Source organism: Kitasatospora cystarginea (assembly GCF_039533515.1).
GTDB classification, from domain to species: domain Bacteria; phylum Actinomycetota; class Actinomycetes; order Streptomycetales; family Streptomycetaceae; genus Kitasatospora; species Kitasatospora cystarginea.
Genome location: NZ_BAAATR010000001.1, coordinates 203392 through 225306 on the forward strand (window position 1 = coordinate 203392; position 21915 = coordinate 225306).

17 protein-coding genes are annotated in these 21915 nt (G+C 71.6%); 5 read left to right on the forward strand and 12 right to left on the reverse strand.

Going from position 1 to position 21915, the window contains the following annotated elements:
- Positions 1-392: 392 nt before the first annotated feature.
- On the forward strand, positions 393-1355 hold the full coding sequence (locus ABD369_RS00900) for a phosphatase PAP2 family protein (protein WP_344634187.1): 963 nt from the start codon (positions 393-395) through the stop codon (positions 1353-1355).
- 70 nt (positions 1356-1425) lie between these two features.
- On the opposite strand, the gene ABD369_RS00905 is transcribed toward ABD369_RS00900, so the two are convergent.
- A complete protein-coding gene (locus ABD369_RS00905) occupies positions 1426-4458 on the reverse strand; it encodes a bifunctional [glutamine synthetase] adenylyltransferase/[glutamine synthetase]-adenylyl-L-tyrosine phosphorylase (protein WP_344634188.1) in 3033 nt (1010 codons plus the stop codon).
- 246 nt (positions 4459-4704) lie between these two features.
- Positions 4705-5175, reverse strand: a complete 471-nt coding sequence (locus ABD369_RS00910; protein WP_344634189.1) for a hypothetical protein — start codon at positions 5173-5175, stop codon at positions 4705-4707.
- 79 nt (positions 5176-5254) lie between these two features.
- Between ABD369_RS00910 and ABD369_RS00915 the strand changes: the two genes are divergently transcribed.
- Positions 5255-6157 carry a glycosyltransferase family 2 protein gene (locus tag ABD369_RS00915; RefSeq protein WP_344634190.1) on the forward strand — a complete coding sequence of 301 codons (903 nt, stop codon included), beginning with the start codon at positions 5255-5257 and terminating at the stop codon, positions 6155-6157.
- Positions 6158-6180: 23 nt separating this feature from the next.
- Here ABD369_RS00915 and ABD369_RS00920 read toward each other — a convergent pair whose 3' ends face one another.
- From ABD369_RS00920 to ABD369_RS00945, 6 genes are all read right to left on the reverse strand, one after another.
- On the reverse strand, positions 6181-6360 hold the full coding sequence (locus ABD369_RS00920) for a DegT/DnrJ/EryC1/StrS family aminotransferase (protein ID WP_344634191.1): 180 nt from the start codon (positions 6358-6360) through the stop codon (positions 6181-6183).
- A gap of 370 nt (positions 6361-6730) precedes the next feature.
- The gene (locus ABD369_RS00925; protein ID WP_344634192.1) at positions 6731-7864 is read right to left on the reverse strand and encodes an FAD-dependent monooxygenase; all 1134 of its coding nucleotides are present in this window, start codon (positions 7862-7864) and stop codon (positions 6731-6733) included.
- Positions 7865-7908: 44 nt separating this feature from the next.
- Positions 7909-8493 (reverse strand): GTP-binding protein, encoded by a 585-nt coding sequence (locus ABD369_RS00930; RefSeq protein ID WP_344634193.1) that lies wholly within the window; start codon positions 8491-8493, stop codon positions 7909-7911.
- 20 nt (positions 8494-8513) lie between these two features.
- Positions 8514-8876 carry a DUF742 domain-containing protein gene (locus ABD369_RS00935; RefSeq protein ID WP_344634409.1) on the reverse strand — a complete coding sequence of 121 codons (363 nt, stop codon included), beginning with the start codon at positions 8874-8876 and terminating at the stop codon, positions 8514-8516.
- A 47-nt stretch (positions 8877-8923) separates the two neighbouring features.
- Positions 8924-9361 carry a roadblock/LC7 domain-containing protein gene (locus ABD369_RS00940; protein WP_344634194.1) on the reverse strand — a complete coding sequence of 146 codons (438 nt, stop codon included), beginning with the start codon at positions 9359-9361 and terminating at the stop codon, positions 8924-8926.
- A complete protein-coding gene (locus tag ABD369_RS00945) occupies positions 9358-12324 on the reverse strand; it encodes a sensor histidine kinase (RefSeq protein WP_344634195.1) in 2967 nt (988 codons plus the stop codon). Before ABD369_RS00945 ends, ABD369_RS00940 begins: the two co-directional genes overlap by 4 nt.
- Before the next feature lie 884 nt (positions 12325-13208).
- Between ABD369_RS00945 and ABD369_RS00950 the strand changes: the two genes are divergently transcribed.
- Positions 13209-13481 carry a hypothetical protein gene (locus ABD369_RS00950; RefSeq protein ID WP_344634196.1) on the forward strand — a complete coding sequence of 91 codons (273 nt, stop codon included), beginning with the start codon at positions 13209-13211 and terminating at the stop codon, positions 13479-13481.
- Between the two features lie 104 nt (positions 13482-13585).
- Here the strand turns inward: ABD369_RS00950 and glnA are convergent, their stop codons facing one another.
- Positions 13586-14947, reverse strand: a complete 1362-nt coding sequence (glnA, locus tag ABD369_RS00955) for a type I glutamate--ammonia ligase (RefSeq protein ID WP_344634197.1) — start codon at positions 14945-14947, stop codon at positions 13586-13588.
- A gap of 230 nt (positions 14948-15177) precedes the next feature.
- Between glnA and ABD369_RS00960 the strand changes: the two genes are divergently transcribed.
- Positions 15178-16929, forward strand: coding sequence for an NAD+ synthase (locus ABD369_RS00960; protein ID WP_344634198.1), 1752 nt, complete (start codon positions 15178-15180; stop codon positions 16927-16929).
- Between the two features lie 163 nt (positions 16930-17092).
- Here the strand turns inward: ABD369_RS00960 and ABD369_RS00965 are convergent, their stop codons facing one another.
- From ABD369_RS00965 to ABD369_RS00975, 3 genes are all read right to left on the reverse strand, one after another.
- The gene (locus ABD369_RS00965; protein ID WP_344634199.1) at positions 17093-18148 is read right to left on the reverse strand and encodes an endonuclease/exonuclease/phosphatase family protein; all 1056 of its coding nucleotides are present in this window, start codon (positions 18146-18148) and stop codon (positions 17093-17095) included.
- A gap of 120 nt (positions 18149-18268) precedes the next feature.
- On the reverse strand, positions 18269-18970 hold the full coding sequence (locus ABD369_RS00970; protein ID WP_344634200.1) for a TetR/AcrR family transcriptional regulator: 702 nt from the start codon (positions 18968-18970) through the stop codon (positions 18269-18271).
- A 142-nt stretch (positions 18971-19112) separates the two neighbouring features.
- The gene (locus tag ABD369_RS00975; protein ID WP_344634201.1) at positions 19113-20699 is read right to left on the reverse strand and encodes an MFS transporter; all 1587 of its coding nucleotides are present in this window, start codon (positions 20697-20699) and stop codon (positions 19113-19115) included.
- A gap of 263 nt (positions 20700-20962) precedes the next feature.
- On the opposite strand from ABD369_RS00975, the gene panB reads away from it, so the two are divergent.
- Complete coding sequence (gene panB, locus ABD369_RS00980; RefSeq protein ID WP_344634202.1) at positions 20963-21835, forward strand: 3-methyl-2-oxobutanoate hydroxymethyltransferase; 873 nt, start codon at positions 20963-20965, stop codon at positions 21833-21835.
- Positions 21836-21915: the final 80 nt, after the last annotated feature.

Here is a 21915-nt window from a genome sequence, read left to right on the forward strand (position 1 = left end):
GATCTCTTGACCGAACCGTTGCGCGCGGGTCAAAGTCACGAGTGCCCCGCTGTGCGCCGGCACCACGCGGGCCTGTGGGTGAGGGACAGCCAGGCCCGCGTGCGGGGACGGTGGCCCGTCGCGCCTGACAGCCGACGGGCCTCCCCCGCCCCACTCCCCGGCCCTCCCCCGAGGCCTCCTCGCCCTGCTTCCGGGTGCCTCCTCGCCTGCTCCCCCAGGGCCTCTTCCGCTACCCGGGGGGCGGGTCGCAGGGTCGTTCGGGTGCGAGTCACAATGGACCCCATGCCCACCTCCGGTACCCACCCCCTACCCCCTCGGGGGGACAGCTGGTGAAGAATCCACTACCGCAGGATGAGCAGACGACCACAGGACGTCTGGCAGACTTCTCGTCCATGGGGGAACCGACCGAGATCCGTACAGCCGGCATCGAACACGCCGAGGCGGCCAGTGGTGCAGGTTCCGTCGATGGCGCGGTCCCTTCGGTTCCGACGCCGGACGGAGCCTCCCGCGCCGCCCGGACGCGAAGCGCCGCGCTCCGCCTTCGCATCCACGAGCAGCGCCGGAATCCGTCGCGTCCCCGGGTCTTCTTCGAGCTGGCGCTGATCGGCCTCAGCTACTGGATCTACTCCCTGGTCCGCAACGCCGTCCCCGAGCAGGAGGCGGTCGCGCAGAAGCACGCGAGCTGGATCTGGCACTTCGAGCAGCACCTCGGCATCGCGGTCGAGCACTCGATCAACCACGCCGTGAACTCGGTCACCTGGCTCATCGTCGGGATGAACTACTACTACGCGACGCTGCACTTCATCATCACCATCGGCGTGCTGGTGTGGCTGTACCGCTCGCATCCGGGCCGCTACGCGGCGGCGCGGAGCGTACTGTTCGTCACCACCGGTATCGCGCTGATCGGGTTCTACTTCTTCCCGCTCGCCCCGCCCCGGCTGATGGACGGCGGCGGCTTCATCGACACCGTCAAGGTGCACCAAACCTGGGGCTCGATGGCCTCCGGGGCCGGAGCCCACGTCTCCAACCAGTACGCGGCGATGCCCTCGATGCACATCGGCTGGTCGATGTGGTGCGGGCTGGCGATCTTCTTCCTGGCCAGGCCGCTCTGGGTCCGGCTGCTCGGCCTGCTCTATCCGCTGACCACGCTGATGGTGATCGTCTCGACCGCCAACCACTTCTGGATGGACGCGGTCTGCGGCGAGATCTGCCTGGCCGTCGGCTTCCTCGCCGCCCGGCTGATCTACCACCAGTGGGCCTACCGGCTCCCCCGCACTCCGCACGAGCCCGCGCCCGACGAGCCGGTCACCGTCCCCGCCCAGTGGACGGCACCGGTCGGCGCCTCGCGCCGCTGACGCACGGACCTCGGACAGCACACCGTCCGGGGGTGAGGGGACTCCCCCTCAGCCCCGGACGGTTTCGTTCTCACGGGCCGTAGAACAGCTTCTCCACGACCGAGCGGGCCCGCCGCGTCGTACGGCGGTAGTCGTCGACCATCTCCCCCGTGTGCCCCGAGCCGTAGCCGAGGTAACGGGCCACCCCGGCCAGTTCTCGGCCGTCGACGGGGAAGCTGTCCCCCGCCCGGCCGCGGACCAGCATGACGGCGCCGCGCACCCGCGAGGCCAGCACCCAGGCCGCGTCGAGCACCGCCGCGTCCCGCCCGGCGACCAGCCCGGCCGCGGCCGCGGCCGCCAGCGCCTGCCGGGTCCGCGTGGTCCGCAGTTCCGGCAGCTCGTGCCCGTGCTGCAGCTGGAGCAGTTGCACCGTCCACTCCACGTCCGCCAGCCCGCCCCGCCCGATCTTGGTGTGGGTGGTCGGGTCGGCACCGCGCGGCAGACGTTCGGACTCGATCCTGGCCTTGATCCGCCGGATCTCCAGCAGGTCCTTCTCGGGTACGCCCGTCCCGGGGTAGCGCAGCGAGTCGATCAGCCGCTGGAAACTCGCCCCCAGCTCCAGGTCGCCCGCGACCGGCTCGGCCCGCAGCAGCGCCTGGCTCTCCCAGGCGTGCGACCAGCGCCGGTAGTAGGCCTCGTACGAGGCGAGGGTGCGCACCAGCGGACCGGTGCGGCCCTCGGGCCGCAGGTCGGCGTCGACCAGCAGCGGGGGCTCGGTGGAAGGGGCGGCGAGCAGGGTGCGCAGCCGGTGGCAGACGGCCTGGGCGGCCCGGGCGGCGTCGTGCTCCAGGACGTCGAGCAGCGGGTCGTGGACGAACAGCACGTCCGCGTCGGAGCCGTAGCCGAGTTCGTGCCCGCCGAAGCGGCCCATGGCGATCACCGCCAGCCGGGTGGGCAGCTCCCCGTGCTCGGACTCCCACTCGGCGACGCATGCGCGGAGCGCACCCTGCAGGGTGGCGGCGTTCAGCGCAGTCAGCGCCTCCCCGGCGGCGTCCACTGCCTCGCCCGGGTCGTCCGAGAACCGCCCGAGCACATCGGCGGCGGCGGTCCGGAACAGTTCCCGCCGCCGGACCGACCGGGCGGAGGCGACCCCGGCCTCGGCGTCGGCGGCCCGGCCGACTCCGGCCAGCACCTCCGACTCCAGCGCGGCCCGTCCACGCGGAACGAGCCCCTGGGGATCGCCGAGCATGGCGACCGCCTCGGGGGCGCGCAGCAGCAGGTCCGGGGCGAGCCGCCCGGCGGAGAGCACCCGGGCGAGCTGCTCGGCCGCGCCGCTCTCGTCCCGCAGCAGCCGCAGGTACCAGGGGGTGCGGCCGAGTGCGTCGGAGACCTGGCGGAAGTTGAGCAGGCCGGCGTCCGGGTCGGCGGAGTCGGCGAACCAGCCCAGCAGCACGGGCAGCAGGGTGCGCTGGATGGCGGCCTTGCGGCTGACCCCGGCGGCCAGCGCGGTGAGGTGGCGCAGCGCGGTGGTGGGGTCGGCGTAGCCGAGGGCGGCCAGCCGGGCCTTGGCGGCCTCGGGGCTGAGCCGGGCGGCTTCGGCGGGTAGTTCGGCGACGGCGTCCAGCAGCGGCCGGTAGAACAGCTTCTCGTGCAGCCGGCGCACCTCGACCGTGTGGCGCTTCCACTCGCGTTGCAGCGCGGCGACCGGGTCGGCGCGGGTGTCGTCGTTGATCAGGTGGGCGAGCGAGCGGGCCAGCCGGCGCAGGTCGCGCTCGTCGGTGGGCATCAGATGGGTGCGGCGCAGCCGGTACAGCTGGATGCGGTGCTCCAGTGCGCGCAGGAACCGGTAGGCGGTGTCCAGCGAGACGGCGTCGGCCCGGCCGACGTAGCCGCCGGCGCTGAGGGCGGACAGGGCCTCCAGGGTGTTGCCGCTGCGCAGGCCGTCGTCGGTGCGGCCGTGCACCAGCTGCAGCAGTTGGACGGCGAACTCCACGTCGCGCAGGCCGCCGGGGCCGAGCTTGAGCTGCCGGTCCAGCTCTGTGGCGGGAATGGAGTCGAGCACCCTGCGGCGCATCTGCTGGACGTCGGCGACGAAGTTCTCCCGCCCGGCGGCCTGCCAGACCAGCGGTGCGGTGGCCGCGGCGTAGGCGGCGCCGAGTTCGGTGTCCCCGGCGACCGGGCGGGCCTTGAGCAGGGCCTGGAACTCCCAGGTCTTGGCCCAGCGCTGGTAGTAGGCGAGGTGGCTGGCCAGGGTGCGGACCAGTGGCCCGTTGCGGCCCTCGGGGCGGAGGTTGGCGTCCACCGGCCAGATGCTGCCCTCGCCGGTGGTGTCGGAGCACAGCCGCATCATCCGGGCGGCGAGCCTGGTGGCGGCCTGCAGCGCCCGGTGCTCGTCCACTCCCTCACGGGGGTCGGCAACGAAGATCACGTCCACGTCGGAGACGTAGTTGAGCTCGCGGCCGCCGCACTTGCCCATCCCGATCACGGCGAGCCGGCAGGCCCGGGCGGCCTGCGGGTCCTCCTCGGCTGCGATGTCCAGCGCGGTCTGCAGGGTCGCCCCGGCCAGGTCGGCGAGTTCGGCGCTGGCCTGCGGCAGGTCGGTGGTGCGGCTGAGGTCGCGGGCGGCGATGGCGAGCAGGCAGCGGCGGTAGGCGGTGCGCAGGGCGTCGGCCCGGCCGGCGCCGTTCGCGGCGCCGCTCCGCCAGACGCGGTCGGAGAGTTGGCGCAGGAAGTCCTGCGGGCCCGGATGGATGTCACGCAGCTCGAAGGTGACCAGCGCGTGCCAGTCGCGGGGGTGGCGGGCCAGGTGGTCGCCGAGCGCGGCGGAGGCACCGAGTACGCCGAGCAGGCGGTCGCGCAGCGGCTTTGAGCCGGTGAGGGTGTCCCGCAGGGTGTGCCGCTCGGGCTCGTCCAGGGCCTCCAGCAGGCGGGCGAGGCCCAGCAGCGCGAGGTCGGGGTCGGGCGCGGCACCGAGCGCGTCCAGCAGTACCGGGTCGGCCGCCAGGCCGTTCAGGGCCGGCTCCGCGAGCAGCCTCACGGCCACCTCGGGATCGGTGAACCCCCGCCGCACCAGCCTGGTCTCCAGGCGACTGGTCCGGCTCCCGGCCCGTCCTTCCACTGCCATCCCCTCCAGCTGCCGACCCTGCTGGAAGCGTACGTGTCCGGTGCCGACCACGACAGGACCGCCATGCAACGGCTCCGTCCCGGTGGCACGGGAAGCCACCGGGACGGAGCCGGTCGTGCGGAGGACCTTGCCCGGCCTCGGTCAGTGCCAGGTCGCCTCGCTCGTGGTGTGGTGGGCCCCCGGGGAATCTCCGGGCCCATTCCGCCCGGTGCACCCCAGCGCGTGCCGGCTCGCGAACCGCATCGATCATCTCGGGCAACTCGGCTTGCTGGGCCTGCTGTTGGGCTTCGCACTCCGCGCACGACCGTTTCCGCCGAACGCCGAGACGGTGTTGAGGGTCAAGTTGCGGGAGTGAGGGTCGTATCGGGAATCGGGCGCGCCGGCCACGGTGTCGAGGTTGCTGGTGAGCCAGTGTGCGGCGCGTTTGCCGTGACCCGGATCGTCACGGTCGTGAAGGCGTCGGCTGTCATGCCGGGCTGCGGCAGCGGCGAGAGCCAAGGCGTGATCGTGGCCGAGACCGTGATGCCGGGCGAGCAACTGGATCAGGAGGCTGGCACGGGCGTTGTGTCGGGCGCCGTCGATGGAGTCGATCACGGCCGGGCTGGCAAACCAGGAGTCGTCGGGCGCCAGCCGGGCAGGGCAGTGTGGCATCGTGGCCGGAACACGCGGGCCGACGGGCCGGTTGCCGGCGATCCAGGTCAGGGTGCGCTGGTCCATGTACTGGTGGTCCGGGAGCTGTCCGGTCTCGGCGAGTACGTGCAGCGGCACGTCCTCGGTTTCCGGTGTCGGCGAGATCATGAAGGGTTCCTCGATGGGGTCGGGTGCGATGGGCGTCACGCTGGGCGTGGTGGTGCTGACGATGGGCGACCGGCGGAAGGAGCTGCGTGTGCTCCTGGAGTCGGTGGCGGCCCAGGAAGGCGAGAGCGTCAAGGCCGTGGTGCTCGGGCAGGGGGTGAAGCTCCCGGAGCTGCCGGCGTGGGTGGACACCGTGGAACTGCCGGAGAACCTCGGTATTCCCGGTGGCCGGAACGCCGGTGTGCAGCGACTGCGCGAACTCGGCGGTGCCGACGTCCTGGTGGTCCTGGATGACGACGGCCTGCTTCCCCGGGCCGACACCTTCCAGCTGATCCGGGAGGCGTTCGAGCAGGACCCGCGCCTTGGGGTGGTGAGCTTCCGGATCGCGGACGAGACAGGGTTCACTCAGCGTCGGCACGTTCCTCGCTTCGGCGCCTCGGACCCACTGCTGTCGGGTGAGGTGACCACCTTCCTGGGGGGCGGCCACGCCATCCGCATGAGCGTGATCGACCAGGTCGGCGACTTCCCGGCACCGTTCTTCTACGCGCATGAGGAGACGGACTTCGCCTGGCGCGCGCTCGACGCCGGGTGGGACATCCACTACCGGGCCGACATGGTGCTCCAGCACCCGCGCACCGACCCGGCCCGTCACGCCACCTACTACCGGATGACGGCGCGGAACCGGGTGTGGCTGGCGAAGCGTCACCTGCCCGCCGTCCTGGTGCCGATCTACCTCACCTCCTGGGCGCTGTACACGTTGGTTCGCCGTCCCCCGCTGTCGGGGCGCAAGGCGTGGTGGTCCGGGTTCTTCGAGGGTGTGCGGACGCCCTGTCCCCCGCGCCGTCCGATGCGGTGGAGCACCGTGTGGCGGATGACGCGACTGGGCCGGCCGCCGGTGATCTGACAATCGGCCCAGCATGCCGGGGATCAGGACCAGATGGCGTGGATCGCGTCGATGACGCGCTGCACGTCGGCGCTGGTCATCGCCGGGTAGCAGGGCAGGGACAGCTGCCGGGCCGCGATCTGCTCGGTGACGGGCAGGTGGCAGCCCAGGTCTCGGCGATGTCGCCGATGGTGTGGTTCTCCTGGTCGCTGCCGACGTTCCACGCCCGGGTCAGGTTGCTCTGCAGGACGCCGGCGAGAACTGCGCCGACGTCGCCGACGTGTACGAGGGGCCGTCGCTGCGAGCCGCCGTTGAGCGGGATGCGCCCGGTGACGACGGCACGCGACGCCATGAAGTTGGCTACGGAGTCCAGACGCTGGCGGGGCGACGAGCCATTTACGGCAGGCGAGGAATCCCCGGCGCCCCCGAACTCGCTCGACGAGCTGCCGAACTCGCCTCCTTGTAGCACCAGTTGGCATCAGGCGTGCGCGTTCAACGTAGCCGACACCTTCAATCCCGACACGCGACTTACCTGATGGAGGCACGTGCAGTCGCAGCCTAGGTTGACCTTCCAGGACGCTCGCGAGTACCCCGTCAGTACGGCTGAACCAGCACGTGGGCCGCGCCCGGCACGCCGACCTTGAGGAGCTCGTCCTCCTCCGGGGTGGTGGGGGTGCCGGTCTCCTGCTTGAGCACCGCACGCGACATGTTCTGCACCCACATGGCCCGCGGCCGCCGCCGCTCCTCCCAGGCGGCCAGCGCGGCCGGCGCCCCGTCCACCGCGTCCAGCGACTGCGCGAGCACCAGGGCGTCCTCGACCGCCATCGCCGCCCCCTGCGCGAGGTGCGGGGTGGAGGCGTGCGCGGCGTCACCGGCCAGCACCACCCGGCCGACGTGCCAAGGCGCGTCCACGGTCACCTGGGAGATCCGCGAGTACACCACGGCGCGCGGGTCGGTCACCTGGGCGAGTGCCTCGGCGACCGGTCCGCCGAAGCCGGCAAGCCGCTCGGCGAGCTGCTCGTGGGCGCGTTCCGGGTCCGGCCTGAAGCCCTCGGCCTCGGCGGACACCGCGCCCAGGTACATGAGTTCACCGGTGATCGGGGTGAGCAGCGCCTTCGCCGCCGGGTTGCCGGTGCTCATCACCACGCCCCGCACCTCGGGCTGCCGGGGCACGGTGACCCGCCAGTTGGCGAAGCCGGTGTACTCGGGGCGGAACCGCTCCCCGTACAGGCGGCGGCGCAGCGGCGAGCCGATGCCGTCGAAGCCGGCCACCAAGTCCCAGCGGCCCTTCGAGCCGTCGGAGAGGACGGCGTCCACGCCCGAGCCGTCGTCGGCCAGTTCGGCGATGGTGGTGCCGAAGCGGATCCGGGCACCCGCCTCGGCGGCGGCCCGGCCGAGCACCCCGGCGAGCGCGGGCCGCGGTATCCCGTTGTTCGCGGGGACACCGCCCATCCGGGGCTGCGGGATCCCGGCCAGGGTGTTCCCGGCCGGGTCGCAGACGGTCAGCACCTCCCACTCGAAGCCGGCCTCCAGGCACTGCTCCAGCACACCGAGCTCCCGCATCACGTGCAGCGCGTTGGACGGCTGGACGATGCCGACGCCGAGCGCGTCCAACTCCGCCCGCAGCTCGGCGACTTCGACGGTGTGCCCGCGGCGGGCCAGCGCGATGGCGAGGCTGAGCCCGCCGATGCCGCCGCCGTGGACCAGAACACGCAGGGATGATGCCATCTCGGGCGCCTCCAGGGGGTGTTGCCGAGGGCCGGGTCGAGGGGTCAGCCCGCCGGTACGGGCTCGACCTCGGCCGGCAGGCTCATCAAGTGGTCGACCAGGGCCAGCAGCGCGTCCCGCCCGAACGGCCGCTCCCGGACGTCGCCGACCAGCAGCGGGACCTGCGGGTCGAGGTCCAGCGCATCCCTGATCTCGGCCGCGCTACGGGTGTTCTGGCCGTGGAAGCAGTTGATCGCGACCACGAACGGGATGCCCCGGCTCTCGAAGAAGTCGATCGAGGCGAAACTGCTCTCCAGCCGGCGGGTGTCGGCGATGACCACCCCACCGAGTGCGCCGTTGACCAGGTCGTTCCACATGAACCAGAAGCGCTCCTGGCCGGGGGTGCCGAAGAGGTAGACCACCAGCTCCGAACTGACCGTGATCCGGCCGAAGTCCAGCGCGACGGTGGTGGTGTCCTTCTGGTCGACCCCGGCCAGGTCGTCCACGCCGATGCTGGCCCGGGTCAGGTACTCCTCGGTGCGCAGCGGCGCGACCTCGCTGACCGCGCCCACCATGGTGGTCTTGCCGACGCCGAAACCCCCGGCGATCAGGATCTTGACGGCGGCGGGAGCCGCCTGACTGCTCGTCATTTCGCTGTCATCCCACTGTCTCAGAGTCTCCGGAGTCCTTCACGGACGGCGGCCAGCAGGCCGAGGTCGGGGCCGCCCGCGGCCCGCGCCACCGACAGCGGGGCGCGGGCCAGCAGCAGGCCCTGGGCGACCAGATCCGCCAGCAGGATCTTGGTCACCGACACCGGCAGGTCGAGCTCCGCGGCGACCTCGGCGACCGCGCTCGGGTGGCCGCAGAAGGCGAGGATCGCCCGGTGCTCGGGCTGGAGCGCGCGCCGCCCGGGCCGTAATGGCACACCGTGCTCGTCCCTGGGGTCCTGCACGGTCGTCAGCACGGTGATCAGGCTGAAGTCGTCACGCTCGGGCGCGGTGCGGCCCCGGGTGATGGTGTACGGGCGGACCATGCTGCCCGCACTGTCCTCCTCGGCGTCCTCCTCCTCCCAGTACGGGGTCACCCGCGCTGCCCGCCTCGGGCGCCGAAGGCGTCGAACTCGCTCCGGACCGGGGTACCGAGCTTCTGGCCGACCTGCTGCACCAGGTTGTGCATGGCCAGCGACATCACCTCGGCGTCCACCTCCTGCGAGGCGACCACGGCCAGGTGGGTGCCCTGCCCCGCGGCGATGATGAACAGCCAGAGGTCGGCGAGCTCCACGATCACCTGGTGCACCGAGCCGCCGTCGAAGAGCTGGCCGACACCCCGCGCCAGGCTCTGCTGCCCGGTCGCGACCGCGGCCAGCCGCTCGGCGTCGGAGCGGTCGATGGTGCGGGAGTGGCTCACCACCAGGCCGTCGTCGGAGAGCAGCACGGCATTTCTGGTCCCGGCCACCGAGTCCACCAGGCCGTCGAGCAGCCAGTCGAGATCCTGGTGGGTGGCGGTAGTGCGAGTCATGACCGGTCTTCCGTCGTAGGGATGGGAGTGGTGTTCCACGGGTCGGTGGATTGCGGCTCACCGGCCCCGGTCCGGTACTCCCACTCGGGGAGGACCGGCTGCTGCTGTCCGGGCGGTACGGACTGCCCCGGCTGTACCGCGCCCTCGCGGGCGGCCCGGGACCGCCGCTGGAACGCACCGATGGCTGCTCCGGCCCGTCGAGGGGCCGGCCGGAGCAACGGGTTCTCGTCCCAGCGCGGCGGCTTCGGCGCGGCGGCCTGCGGCGCCGGGTTGACCCTGAGCTCGTCCACCAGGCTGGCCTGCCGGATCCGGCGCGGCAGCGGCGGCTCCGCGGAGGGGGTGCTCGGACCCGACGGGACCACGGTGTCCCTCGGCCCGGGCTGCTCGTCCGCGGTGTCCACGGCGATGTCCGACTCGCGCCCGGCCGGCCGCTCCCGCACTTCGGCCGGCGGCTGCCACGCCTGCGGCATGTCCTGCAGAGCGGCCTGCGGTGCCGCGTGCCAGGAGGGCTCGGGGTCGGGGTACACCTCGGTCGGGTGCCCGTCCGGCCCGCGCAGTTCGTACGAGCCGTACTCCTGGTGCGGCTCGTACGCCGACTGGGCCCCGTACACCTCGTGCTGCCCGTGCTCCTCGCGCCCGCCGAACGCCCCGTGCCCGCCGAACACCTCGTGCTCCTCGCGCCCGCCGAACGCCCCGTGCCCGCCGAACACCTCGTGCTCCTCGTGCCCGCCGAACGCCTCGTGCATGCCATGACCGCCGTGCGACTCGTACGTCTCGTCCACCGGACCCGGCTCCTGCGCCGGGCCGAAAGCGTCCGCCACGACCCGAAGCGGCTCCACCATCGGAGCGAGCGGTTCGGCCAGCGGACCGGAGGGCTCCGTCGCCACAGCGACCGGCTCGATCAGCGGACCGGAGGGCTCCACCGCCGGACCGACCGGCTCGATCAGCGGCGTGACCCCGGCCAGGGCCCGGCCGCGCTTGCGGGTCGGCAACCCCTCGGTGGCCGGCTGCGGCACCGCGACCGGACGAGCCGGGCCGTCGGGGGCGATCAGCTCATCGGGGATCAGCACGACCGCCCTGGTTCCGCCGAAGGCCGAGGGCCGGAACTCCACCCGCAGCCCGTGCTGGGCCGCGAGCCGGGCGATCACGAAGAAGCCGAGCCGGATGTCGTCGGCGCGGGCGAGCACGTCGGTCCGGGGCGGACGGCCCATCAGCTGGTTGGCCTCGGCGAGCTGCGCCTCGTCCATGCCCAGGCCGCGGTCCTCAACCTCGATCACCGTGCCCCGGCTGACCCGGGCGGCCCGGACCTCGACCGGGCTCGGCGGCCGGGAGAAGCTGAGCGCGTTCTCGATCAGCTCGGCCAGGATGTGCGCCACCGGGCCGACGGCACGCTCGGAGAGCCAGGGACTGCCGTCGACGTCCAGGATCACCCGGCGGTAGTCCTGCACCTCGCCCTGGGCCGAGCGCATCACGTCCAGCAGCGGGACGGGCTTGCGCCAGCGCCGGTGCGGGGTACCGCCAGCCAGGATGACCAGGTTCTCCTCGTAGCGGCGCAGACGGGCGGTGAGGTGGTCGAGGTCGAAGAGGCCGTCCAGCACCTCCGGGTCCTCGTGCTTGCGCTCCAACTCGTCCAGCCTCTTGAGCTGTTGGCCGATCAGCAGCTGGGTTCGGCGGGCGATGCGCTGGAGCAGCCGCTCGAACCCGCGGTGCTGCTCGGCCTGCCGCACGGCCGCGGTGAGGGCGCTGGACCGGGCCAGGTTCAACGCCGCGCCGAGCTGGGCGAGTTCGTCATTGACGCCGCTGCGGTCGTCCCGCGCGATACCGCGGGCCTCGGTCTCGACGTCGATCTGCTCGCCCTGGCCGAGGCGTTCGACCACCTCCGGCAGCTTGCTTCCCAGTTCCTCGGCCTGCTCCTGGAGTTCACCGATCCGGTGGCGAAGCGTACGGGTGAGGCGCCAGGTGGTCAGGATCACCGCGATGACCGCGACCAGGCCGACCACGGCGGTGAGCACGACCCTGATCAGCAGGGACATGATCTCGCTCTTGCCGGTGGACACCACCGTGTCGGTACTGCGCTCCACCAGGTCGACCAGCTTGGGGTTCAGGTCGTCCATCGCCTGGCGCCACTTCTTCTGGTCCGCGGCGATCTGCTGCTGGCTGGCGCCGATCGGGACGGACCCGTTGCTGTCCGCCGCGGCGGGACGCAGCAGGTCCTTCTCCACCTCGGTCTTGGCCTGCCAGGCCGGGCTCTCGATGATCTGCTTCGCCATCGCCTGCTCGTTGGTCGGCAGGTAGGGCGCGACCTTGATGACGAACTGGAAGGACTGGTCGGAGATGGACTGCACCAGGCCCTGGTAGTCCTGCGCCCCCAGCTTCCCGGTGGGCCAGGCCTGGGCCAGCAGCGCATCCGAGCGGGAGATCATCTCCTTGGACCAGAACAGGTCGACCAGCGGCTGGGAGACCGTGGCGACCTTGCCGTTGTCCACATGGCTGAGCGTGGTGAAGAGCTTGAGGTCGACTGCGATCAGCTGGGTGTAGTAGCGGTACACCGCTGCCTGCTGCGCCTCGCCGCCCTGGTCCACCAGCAGGCGCTCGGCGGACAGTTGGGTCATCGCCCGCCGGGCCTCGGCGAGCGCGGCGCGCACCTCGGTGGGCGCGCCGTCGGTGGCGACCGAGGACAGCTCCTGGAAGGTGCGGATCGCGTCGTCGGTCTGCTTGCGCTGCTTGACCAGCGCGTCGGTGGCGCCCGCGTGGGCACCGAGGGCCTCGGCGCTGAGCCGCCGTTCCTCCTGCAGGTTGTAGTAGACGATGTTGGACGGCTGGCCCGCCTTCTGGGCCAGCAGCCCCTGGGCAGCCTGCCGTTGGAAGTCCAGCAGGGTCTGACCGCTGGTCACCGCCCAGAGGGCGGCCAGGGCCAAGCCGGGTACGACTGCCAGCACGAGCAGGGCCGTCCTGAGGGACATCCTGGTCGAGCGGATCCGCCGGTTCGCGCGCGTGCGCAGGGCATGCTCCTTGGAGACGGCACCAGCCGTTCACGACTGGTCAGATCTGGTAAGAACATTGACGGGTGGATACTAGTCATGTCCATAACTCCTGGGAAAACCCAGTCACTTATTGATCATCCATCACCTTCTGGTCATCTGTCAGTTGGATCCCGAGACACCAGCCGGCCACCTCCCCTTCACCTAGGCCGACCTGCGGCGATCCAACCCAACCTCAGCCCACTGGTTGGGCGCTGACGCATCGGGCCACCTTCCTCCTCGCCCCCTCCAGCTCCGCCCCCACCTGGACCCGTGCCGACACCCCGACCCCGGCGCCCCTCACCGCCTCAAGTGCACACCCGATCTGACGCAACATCATTCACTTCCGCGCGCACCGGCCCCGTTCAGGACGACTGCTCCCCATCGGCTCTCACGCATGTTCCGCTCACTCGGCCTGCTCGGCCCTTCGGCCCGACGCTGCGGCCCGCGGGCACCGCGGACATCGATCCGGCGGCGCAGCCGGCCGCTGGACTACCTGCCGCCGACCCGCACCCCGCAGTTCCTGGCAGCCCTGGGGAGCGCCGGGACGGCGGAGCGGGCCCGAACGCGCTCCCGGCACGGCGGCCGCGCCCGGGAGGTCCCTGCGCGGCCCGTCCGTCCGGTTCACCCGTTCGGCGCACTGCGCAGGCGGACGGCCGTGAGGGGTCCTAGATTTTCACAGAAGGCGTGTTCGGCGCCGAGCCGATCGGAACGACCGGCGGCAACTCGTCCGACCACCGGTGTGCTTGCTCGCCGTCGTCCTCTCGGCCCGCGGTCCGACACGACCCTGGACCGGGTGACCCGATCGAGAGAGCAGGTGAGTCCCCGTGCATCCATCGCCGCGAATCGTCAGTACTCTCGCCGCCCTGACCCTCACCCTGGGCGGCACCGTCATCGCCGCACCGGCCGCCCACGCGGATCTGGGGGACTGTACGGCGTACCTCCAGGACCAGGGCGTCGAACTCACCGACTCCATCCGGACGGCGTGCTACTACGGCCTGGTGGGCAGCCACGACATGTGTGTCAACGCGATGACGCAGGCCGCTGTCTCGGACCCGGTCGCGACCGAGGCGTGTCGCCGGGCCCCCGTGTCCTCGTAACAGTCCGCGCACGCCCGGACACACGACGACGGCCCCAGGCCGGCGGATCACCACCACCGACCCAGGGCCGCAACCTGCCTGCGGGGCGCCCTGCCGACCTGCGGCTACAGCACCTGCAGGTTCTTGCGCAGCTCGAACGGGGTGACCTCGGAGCGGTACTCCTCCCACTCCTGGCGCTTGTTGCGCAGGAAGAAGTCGAAGACGTGCTCACCGAGGGTCTCGGCGACCAGTTCGCTGCGCTGCATGAGGTCGATGGCCTCGCCGAGGTTCTGCGGCATGGGCTGGATGCCCATGGCGCGGCGCTCGGCATCGGAGAGGGCCCAGACGTCGTCGTCGGCGCCGGGCGGGAGCTCGTAGCCCTCCTCGATGCCCTTGAGGCCGGCGGCGAGGGTGACGGCGTAGGCGAGGTAGGGGTTGCAGCCGGTGTCGAGCGAGCGGACCTCGACCCGGGTGGAGCCCTGCTTGCCCGGCTTGTACATCGGCACGCGGATCAGGGCCGAACGGTTGTTGTGGCCCCAGCAGATGTACGAGGGGGCCTCGCCGCCGGCGCCCGCGGTGCGCTGCGAGCCGCCCCAGATCCGCTTGTAGGAGTTGACCCACTGGTTGGTGACGGCGGCGGTCTCGGCGGCGTGCTTCAGCAGGCCGGCGATGAAGGAGCGGCCCACCTTGGAGAGCTGGTACTCGGCGCCGGACTCGTGGAAGGCGTTGCGGTCGCCCTCGAAGAGGGAGACGTGGGTGTGCATGCCGGAGCCGGGGTGGTCGGAGAACGGCTTGGGCATGAAGCTGGCGTGCACGCCCTGCTCCAGCGCGACCTCCTTCATGACCAGGCGGAAGGTCATGATGTTGTCGGCGGTGGAGAGCGCGTCGGCGTAGCGCAGGTCGATCTCCTGCTGGCCGGGGGCGCCCTCGTGATGGGAGAACTCCACCGAGATGCCCATCGACTCCAGCATGGTGATCGCCTGGCGGCGGAAGTCGTGGCCGACGCCGCGCGGGGTGTGGTCGAAGTAGCCGGACTGGTCGGCGGGGATCGGCGGGGTGCCGTCGCCGGGCAGGTTCTTCAGCAGGAAGAACTCGATCTCCGGGTGGGTGTAGAAGGTGAAGCCCTGGTCGGAGGCCTTCTCCAGGGTGCGCTTGAGTACGAAGCGCGGGTCGGCGAAGGAGGGCGAGCCGTCCGGCATCAGGATGTCGCAGAACATCCGCGCGGTGCCCGGGGTCTCCGAGCGCCACGGCAGTATCTGGAAGGTGGTCGGATCCGGCTTCGCGATCATGTCGGACTCGTACACCCGGGCGAATCCCTCGATGGCCGAGCCGTCGAAGCCGATGCCCTCCTCGAAGGCCTGCTCCAGTTCGGCGGGCGCCACTGCGACCGACTTCAGGAACCCGAGCACGTCGGTGAACCACAGCCGGACAAAACGGATGTCACGCTCTTCGAGCGTGCGAAGCACGAACTCCTGCTGCTTGCCCATGGGGACAGTCTCACCTCTGCTCTTTACGTTCGTGTTACGCACGGAAGCACGCGAAAGCGACCGGCGGGAGCGGCTCACGGAGCGGCTGCCCCCATCATGGCGGATCCGCACCGACTTGCCGACCCCTGGCCCCACCCCGGCAGCCGCGCAGGCCAGGGGTGGGGCGGGCGCGCGATGGGTGGACGCACCCGCCCGCGACATAACGTCAGTTAGACGATTACACTCTTTTCATGCCCAATCTCCGTCTCGCCCTGAGCCAGATCGACCCCTGGGTCGGTGACATCTCACGCAACGCCGATGAGGTGGTGCGCTGGACCAAGCAGGCCGCCGAGGCGGGCGCCCAACTGGTCGCCTTCCCCGAACTGATGCTGACCGGATACCCCGTCGAGGACCTCGCGCTGCGCCGCTCCTTCGTCGAGGCGTCCAGGACCGCGCTCGTCGAGCTGGCCGAGCGGCTGGCCACCGAGGGCCTGGGCGAGTTGCCGGTGGTGCTCGGCTACCTCGGCCGTTCCGAGCGGGACGTGCCGCGGTCGGGCCGCCCGGCCGGGTCGCCGCAGAACTGCGCGGCCGTGCTGCACCGCGGCAAGGTGGTGAACCGTTTCGCCAAGCACTACCTGCCCAACTACGGCGTCTTCGACGAGTACCGCTACTTCGTCCCCGGCAACCAGCTCTCCGTGCTGCGCCTGCACGGCGTGGATGTCGCGCTGGCCATCTGCGAGGACATCTGGCAGGACGGCGGCCGGGTCACCGCCGCCCGCGAGGCCGGCGCCGGGCTGCTGCTGTCGATCAACGGCTCGCCGTACGAGCACAACAAGGACGACATCCGCCTGGAGCTGGTCACCCGCCGGGCCGCCGAGGCGGGCTGCCCGCTGGTCTACCTCAACATGGTCGGCGCCCAGGATGAGCTGATCTTCGACGGTGACTCGCTGGTGGTCGACGCCGATGGCGAAGTGCTGGTCCGGGGCCCGAAGTTCGAGGAGAGCCTGCTGATCCTCGACCTGGACCTACCCGCCGCCGCCGACCCGACCGACGGGCTGCTGCTCAGCGACGGCCTCCAGCTGGTCCGCACCGACCTCGGCGGCGAGGCGCTGCCCGCCCCCGCCGAGCCCGTCAGCCCGGGCATCGCCCCTCAGGTGAGCGACGAGGCGGAGATCTACCAGGCGCTGGTCACCGGCACCCGGGCGTACGTCCGCAAGAACGGATTCAAGTCCGTGCTGATCGGACTCTCCGGCGGTATCGACTCCGCACTGGTCGCCGCCATCGCGGTGGACGCCATCGGCGCCGAGAACGTGCACTGCGTCTCCATGCCCAGCCGCTACTCCTCGCAGCACTCCCGCGACGACGCCGCCGAGCTGGCCAGGCGCACCGGCCTCAACTTCCGCACCGTCTCCATCGCCCCGATGTTCGACGCCTACATGGAGTCGCTCGGCTTGACCGGCTTGGCCGAGGAGAACCTGCAGTCCCGGCTGCGCGGCACCCTGCTGATGGCGCTCTCCAACCAGGAGGGCCACATCGTGCTGGCCCCCGGTAACAAGAGCGAGCTCGCCGTCGGCTACTCCACCCTCTACGGCGACTCGGTCGGCGCGTACGGGCCGATCAAGGACGTCTACAAGTCGCTGATCTTCCGGCTCGCCGTCTGGCGCAACGAGGAGGCCGTCCGGCGCGGTGAGACCCCGCCGATCCCGGAGAACACCATCTCCAAGCCGCCGTCCGCCGAGCTGCGCCCCGACCAGGTCGACACCGACTCGCTGCCGGACTACGACCTGCTGGACACCGTCCTCGACCTGTACGTCGAGGGCGACCAGGGTCGCGACACCATCGTCGCCGCAGGTTTCGACCCCGAGGTGGTGGACCGGGTGGTGCGGCTGGTCGACACCGCCGAGTACAAGCGCCGCCAGTACCCGCCGGGCCCCAAGATCTCCGCAAAGGGCTTCGGCCGGGACCGCCGGCTGCCCATCACCAACCGCTGGCGCCGCGGCTGACGGATCGCCAATCAGCCGTCCCCGCAGTGCAGTTGTCGACAGCACTGCGGGACTCTGGCCTCGATACCGGCAGGGTGCGGCCGTACCGGCAGGAAGCGGATCGGTACCCGCAGGACGCGGATCGGTACCCGCAGGACGCGGATCGGTACCCGCAGGACGCGGCTCAGTACCGGTAGGACGCGGCGATGGCGCGGTGATCGCTGCCGTCGGCGGGCAGGGTCCACGAGGCGGTGGGCCTGAGGCCGCCCTTGCTCATGATCTGATCGATCCGGGCCATCGGGAAGGTCGACGGCCAGCTGAAGCCGAAGCCGTCCCCGGCGGCCCCCTGGGCGGAGCGCATCTGCGAGGTGATCGGGGCCAGGCTGCGGTCGTTCATGGTGCCGTTCAGATCGCCGAGCAGCAGCACCTTCTTCAGGCCGTCGCGCTCGATGGCGTCGCCCAGCGCCTGCGCGCTGACGTCGCGCTGCTCCGCGGTGAAACCCCGGTCGAACTTGACCCGCACCGAGGGCAGATGCGCGACGTACACCCCGAGCGGGCCCCGCGGTGTGGCCACGGTGGCGCGGAAGGCCCTGACCCAGCCGATCCTGATGTCCACCTGGGAGACGCCGCTCAGCGGGTACTTCGACCAGAGGCCGACGGTGCCCTCCACCGCGTGGTAGGGGTAGGTGGCCGCCAGCCCCGCCTGGTACGTCGGAACGGCCTGCGCGGCCAGTTCCTCCAGGGCGACGATCTGCGCACCGGAGCCGTTGAGCAGCCGGACGGTGCCGGCCGGATCCCGGTTGCCCGCCGCCACGTTGTGGGTGAGGACGGTGAAGTCGCCCTTGCCGCTGCTCTTGTCGAAGAGCAGTCCACCGAACAGGTTGAACCAGACGATCACGGGCAGCAGCACCGCCACCAGCGCGGCCACCGAGCGCCGCCACACGGCCACGGTCAACAGCAGCGGCAGGGTCAGCCCCGCCCAGGGCAGGAAGGTCTCCAGCAGGCTGCCGAGGTTGCCGACGGAGTTGGGCACCGAGGAGTGCAGCGCGAGCAGCCCGGCGAGGAGTACGGCGAGCACGGCGGTGATCCAGCCGCGCCGCCCGGCCGGACGCCAGCCGCGGCACCAGCCGCGGAACCGCGAGCGGAACCCGGCGCCGGCGCTTCCCTGGGCGGTGGCACCCGCAGGGGTGGGGGCGTCCCCGCCGTCCTCGGCTGCCAATACCCCGTCCAGCTGCGCCATGCCCTGATCCTCCGTACCGTCCCCGCCTGACCGAGCTGATGCCGCTTTAGTGGGATTCTCGGATCAGCCTATGCCTGGACAGACGCCGCTATCGTCGCGGGGGGTTGCGGCGCGCAGCTCTCAGTGAGATTCGCCACCGGAGGGGGCCGCCGCGGCCGGGGCGGCGGTCGGTGCGGGAGCGGCGATGCCGTTGAGGACGGCGTCGACCAGTTGCTCGGCCAGGGCGGGGTCGTCCAGCGGCGCGTCCTCCCAGAAGACGGTGCGCAGCAGGATCGGCCCCATCACCACCTCGGAGAGCAGGTCGGTGTCCAGGTCGGAGCGGATCACCCCTTCGGCGACGCCGCGCCGGACCACCTGGCGGACCAGTTCGCGGCGGGGCTCGATCACCTGCTCCTGGTACATCGAGCGCAGTTCGGGCCAGTTGTTCAGCTGGCCGAGGGCGGTCTTCAGCACCCAGCGCGAGCGCTTGGCCAGACCCCGGCGGCGCATGAACTCCATCATCGCCAGGAGCTCCTCGCGCACCGTGCCGCCGATGAGCTGCGGCTCGGGGGCCTCCAGTCGGGCGACCACATCGACCAGCAGCGCCTCCTTGTTGGGCCAGCGCCGGTAGATGGTGGCCTTGCCGACACCCGCAGCCGCGGCGATCCCCTCGATCGAGAGGTCGGCCAGGCCCGCCCCCTCCTCCATCAGCCGCTCGATCGCGGCGACGATCGCCTGCTCCGCCGCCTCGCTGCGCGGGCGGCCCCGCCGCCGGGCGCACGGCTCGGCAGCGGGGCAGTGGGACTCGGCCGGGGACGCCGGGGCCGTGGTGTCGATCTGCATGGCCTTATTCTCCACAGCCGCTCGAAGCCTTCCGTCTCTCCACCGCGGTCAGCGGCCGCGGTGCCCATCGGTCCCCTGCCAGGACCGGTACCGCGGCCCCCGTTCCGGCCGGCCGGCCGTCCCTCCCCGTCGCCCGGCCCGGTCAGACCTTGGCGGTCTGCTGCGGCTGGCTCTGGGGCTGCGGCACATCACCGGGTCCGGCCTGGGCCTTGCCGGGGAGCATGAACCAGGCGAGCAGGACGCCGATCACCGTGATCCCGGCGGAGAGCCCGGAGACGATGTGCATCGCGTGGATGAACGCGTCCTTGGCCGGGCCGATCAGCTCAGTGTGGTGGGTGCCGTCGGCGATGGCGAGAGTCGCCTCCAGGGACTCCCCCGCCTTGTCCCGCAGCGGGGCGGGGAGGTGGGCGAGCTGGGCGGCCACGCCGTCCCGGTAGGAGGTGGAGAGCACCGCGCCGAGGACGGCGACGCCGAGGGAACCGCCGACCTGGCGGAAGGTGTTGTTGACCGCCGACCCGGCACCGGCCTTCTCACGCGGCAGCGAGCCCATGATGGCCGTGGTGACCGGCGGCATCACGTGCGCCATGCCGGCGCCCATCACGAAGCCGAGTACGACCAGCACCCAGATCGAGGTGGTCAGGCCGAGCAGCAGGTAGCCGAGGAAGCCGACCGCGATCAGCAGCATGCCGCCGGCGCAGGTGGCGCGGACGCCGAAGCGGTCCACCACCAGGCGGGCCCGGGGGGCGAAGAGCATCTGGGCGGCGGCCATCGGCAGCATCAGCACACCGGCCTGCAGGGCGCTGTAGCCGCGCACGCTCTGGGTGTAGAAGACGCCGAAGAAGGAGACGCCCATCAGCGCGAAGAAGACCAGGCCGATCACCACGACCGAGCCGGTGAAGTGCATCCGGCGGAACCAGCTGACGTCCAGCGCCGGGTGGTCGGTGCGCTTCTCGTGCAGGACGAACAGGACCAGCGCCAGCAGGCCGCCGAGCAGCGGGCCCCAGGCCTCGAACCTGGTGAGGTCGGCCAGTTCGCCGCCCTTGATGATGCCGTAGATCAGCGCGACCAGGCCGATGACGGAGAGCAGCACGCCGGTCGGGTCCAGTCTGCCGGGGCTCGGGTCGCGGGAGTCCGGGACCAGCAGTGACATCGCCACCAGCGCGAGGGCCACGATCGGGACGTTGACCAGGAAGACCGATCCCCACCAGAAGTGCTCGATCAGCAGGCCGCCGGTGATCGGCCCGATCGCGATCGCCAGGCCCACCGCACCGGCCCAGATGCCGATCGCCTTGGGCTGCTCGTGCCGCTCGAAGACGTTCATGATGATGGCCAGCGTCGCGGGCATCACGAAGGCGCCGCCGAGGCCCATCACCGCACGGAAGGTGATCAGCTGGCCGGGCGAGGAGGCCAGTGCGGACAGCAGCGAGCCGAGGCCGAACACCACCATGCCGCCGAGCAGGGTCTTCTTGCGGCCGATCCGGTCGCCGAGCAGGCCCGCGGTGAACAGCAGCCCGGCGAAGACCAGCGTGTAGGAGTTGATCGCCCACTCCAGGTCGCTCTGGCTGGCGCCGAGGCCGGTGGGGGCGGGCGAGGCGATGGTCTTCATCGCCACGTTGAGGATCGAGTTGTCGAGGACGACGACGAGCAGGGAGAGCACCAGGGTGCCCAGGATCGCCCAGCGGCGACGGTGTATCGCCTCGGGGATCCGCTGAGGTGCGACTGTGGACATCGGAGAGCGTTCCCGTCCGTACGAGGATGTGCGGACTTACGAGCCGGCAGCGTCTCGTAACCCCTTTCGAGCCCAGGATAGCCCGCTTTTCGATACGAGACGGTGTCGTATCGTAAAGTCTCCGCAAAGGAGGGGGCGCCCGGGAGCGCACCGGTTGTCCGATCCCCGCCCTTTTGCGCCTGCCGCACGGCGTGCAAGCATGGGGGCAGATCCGGGGACGCCGCACGGCGCCACGAGACGACAACCTTTCAGGAGCCTGTTCGATGAACGCTTCTCCGCTTTCGCCTGCCCAGCCGCAGGACGGCACGCCGACCGTCCTCTACGGCGGCGTCACCAACCGCCGGGTGACCGTCCGTGACCTGGCCAAGGCCAAGCAGCACGGTGAGCGCTGGGCGATGCTCACCGCGTACGACGCCCTCACCGCCGGGGTCTTCGACGAGGCCGGGATCCCGGTCCTGCTGGTCGGCGACTCGGCGGGCAACTGCCACCTCGGCTACGAGACCACCGTGCCGGTGACCATGGACCAGATGGTGATGCTCTCCGCAGCCGTCGTCCGCGGTACCAAGCGCGCCCTGGTCGTCGCCGACCTGCCGTTCGGCTCCTACCAGGAGTCGCCCGCCCAGGCCCTGCACAACGCCGCCCGACTGCTCAAGGAGGCCGGGGTCGGCGCGGTCAAGCTGGAGGGCGGCGAGCGCAGCGCGCGGGCCATCGAGCTGCTGGTGGAGGCCGGCATCCCGGTGATGGCCCACGTCGGACTGACCCCGCAGTCGGTGCACGCCTTCGGCGGGTACCCGGTGCAGGGACGCGGCGACGAGGCCGCGCACCAGCTGCTGCGGGACGCCAAGGCCGTGCAGCAGGCCGGGGCGTTCGCGGTGGTGCTGGAGGCCGTACCGGCCGAGCTGGCCGGCCAGGTCACCGAGCAGCTGGCGATCCCGACCGTCGGCATCGGCGCGGGTGCGGCCTGCGACGCCCAGGTGCTGGTGTGGACCGACTTCGCCGGGATGACGGCGGGCCGGGTGCCGAAGTTCGTCAAGCAGTACGCCAACCTGCGGGCCGTCCTCGGGGATGCCGCCCGCGAGTTCGCCGCCGAGGTCGGCGCGGGCACCTTCCCGGCGCCGGAGCACACCTTCAAGTGACGCCCGGACACGGCGGATCGGCCCTCCGGGCGGGGGTGAGCGGCTGAGCGGGGCGGGGAACCGGTGCAGCGACCGGGCAC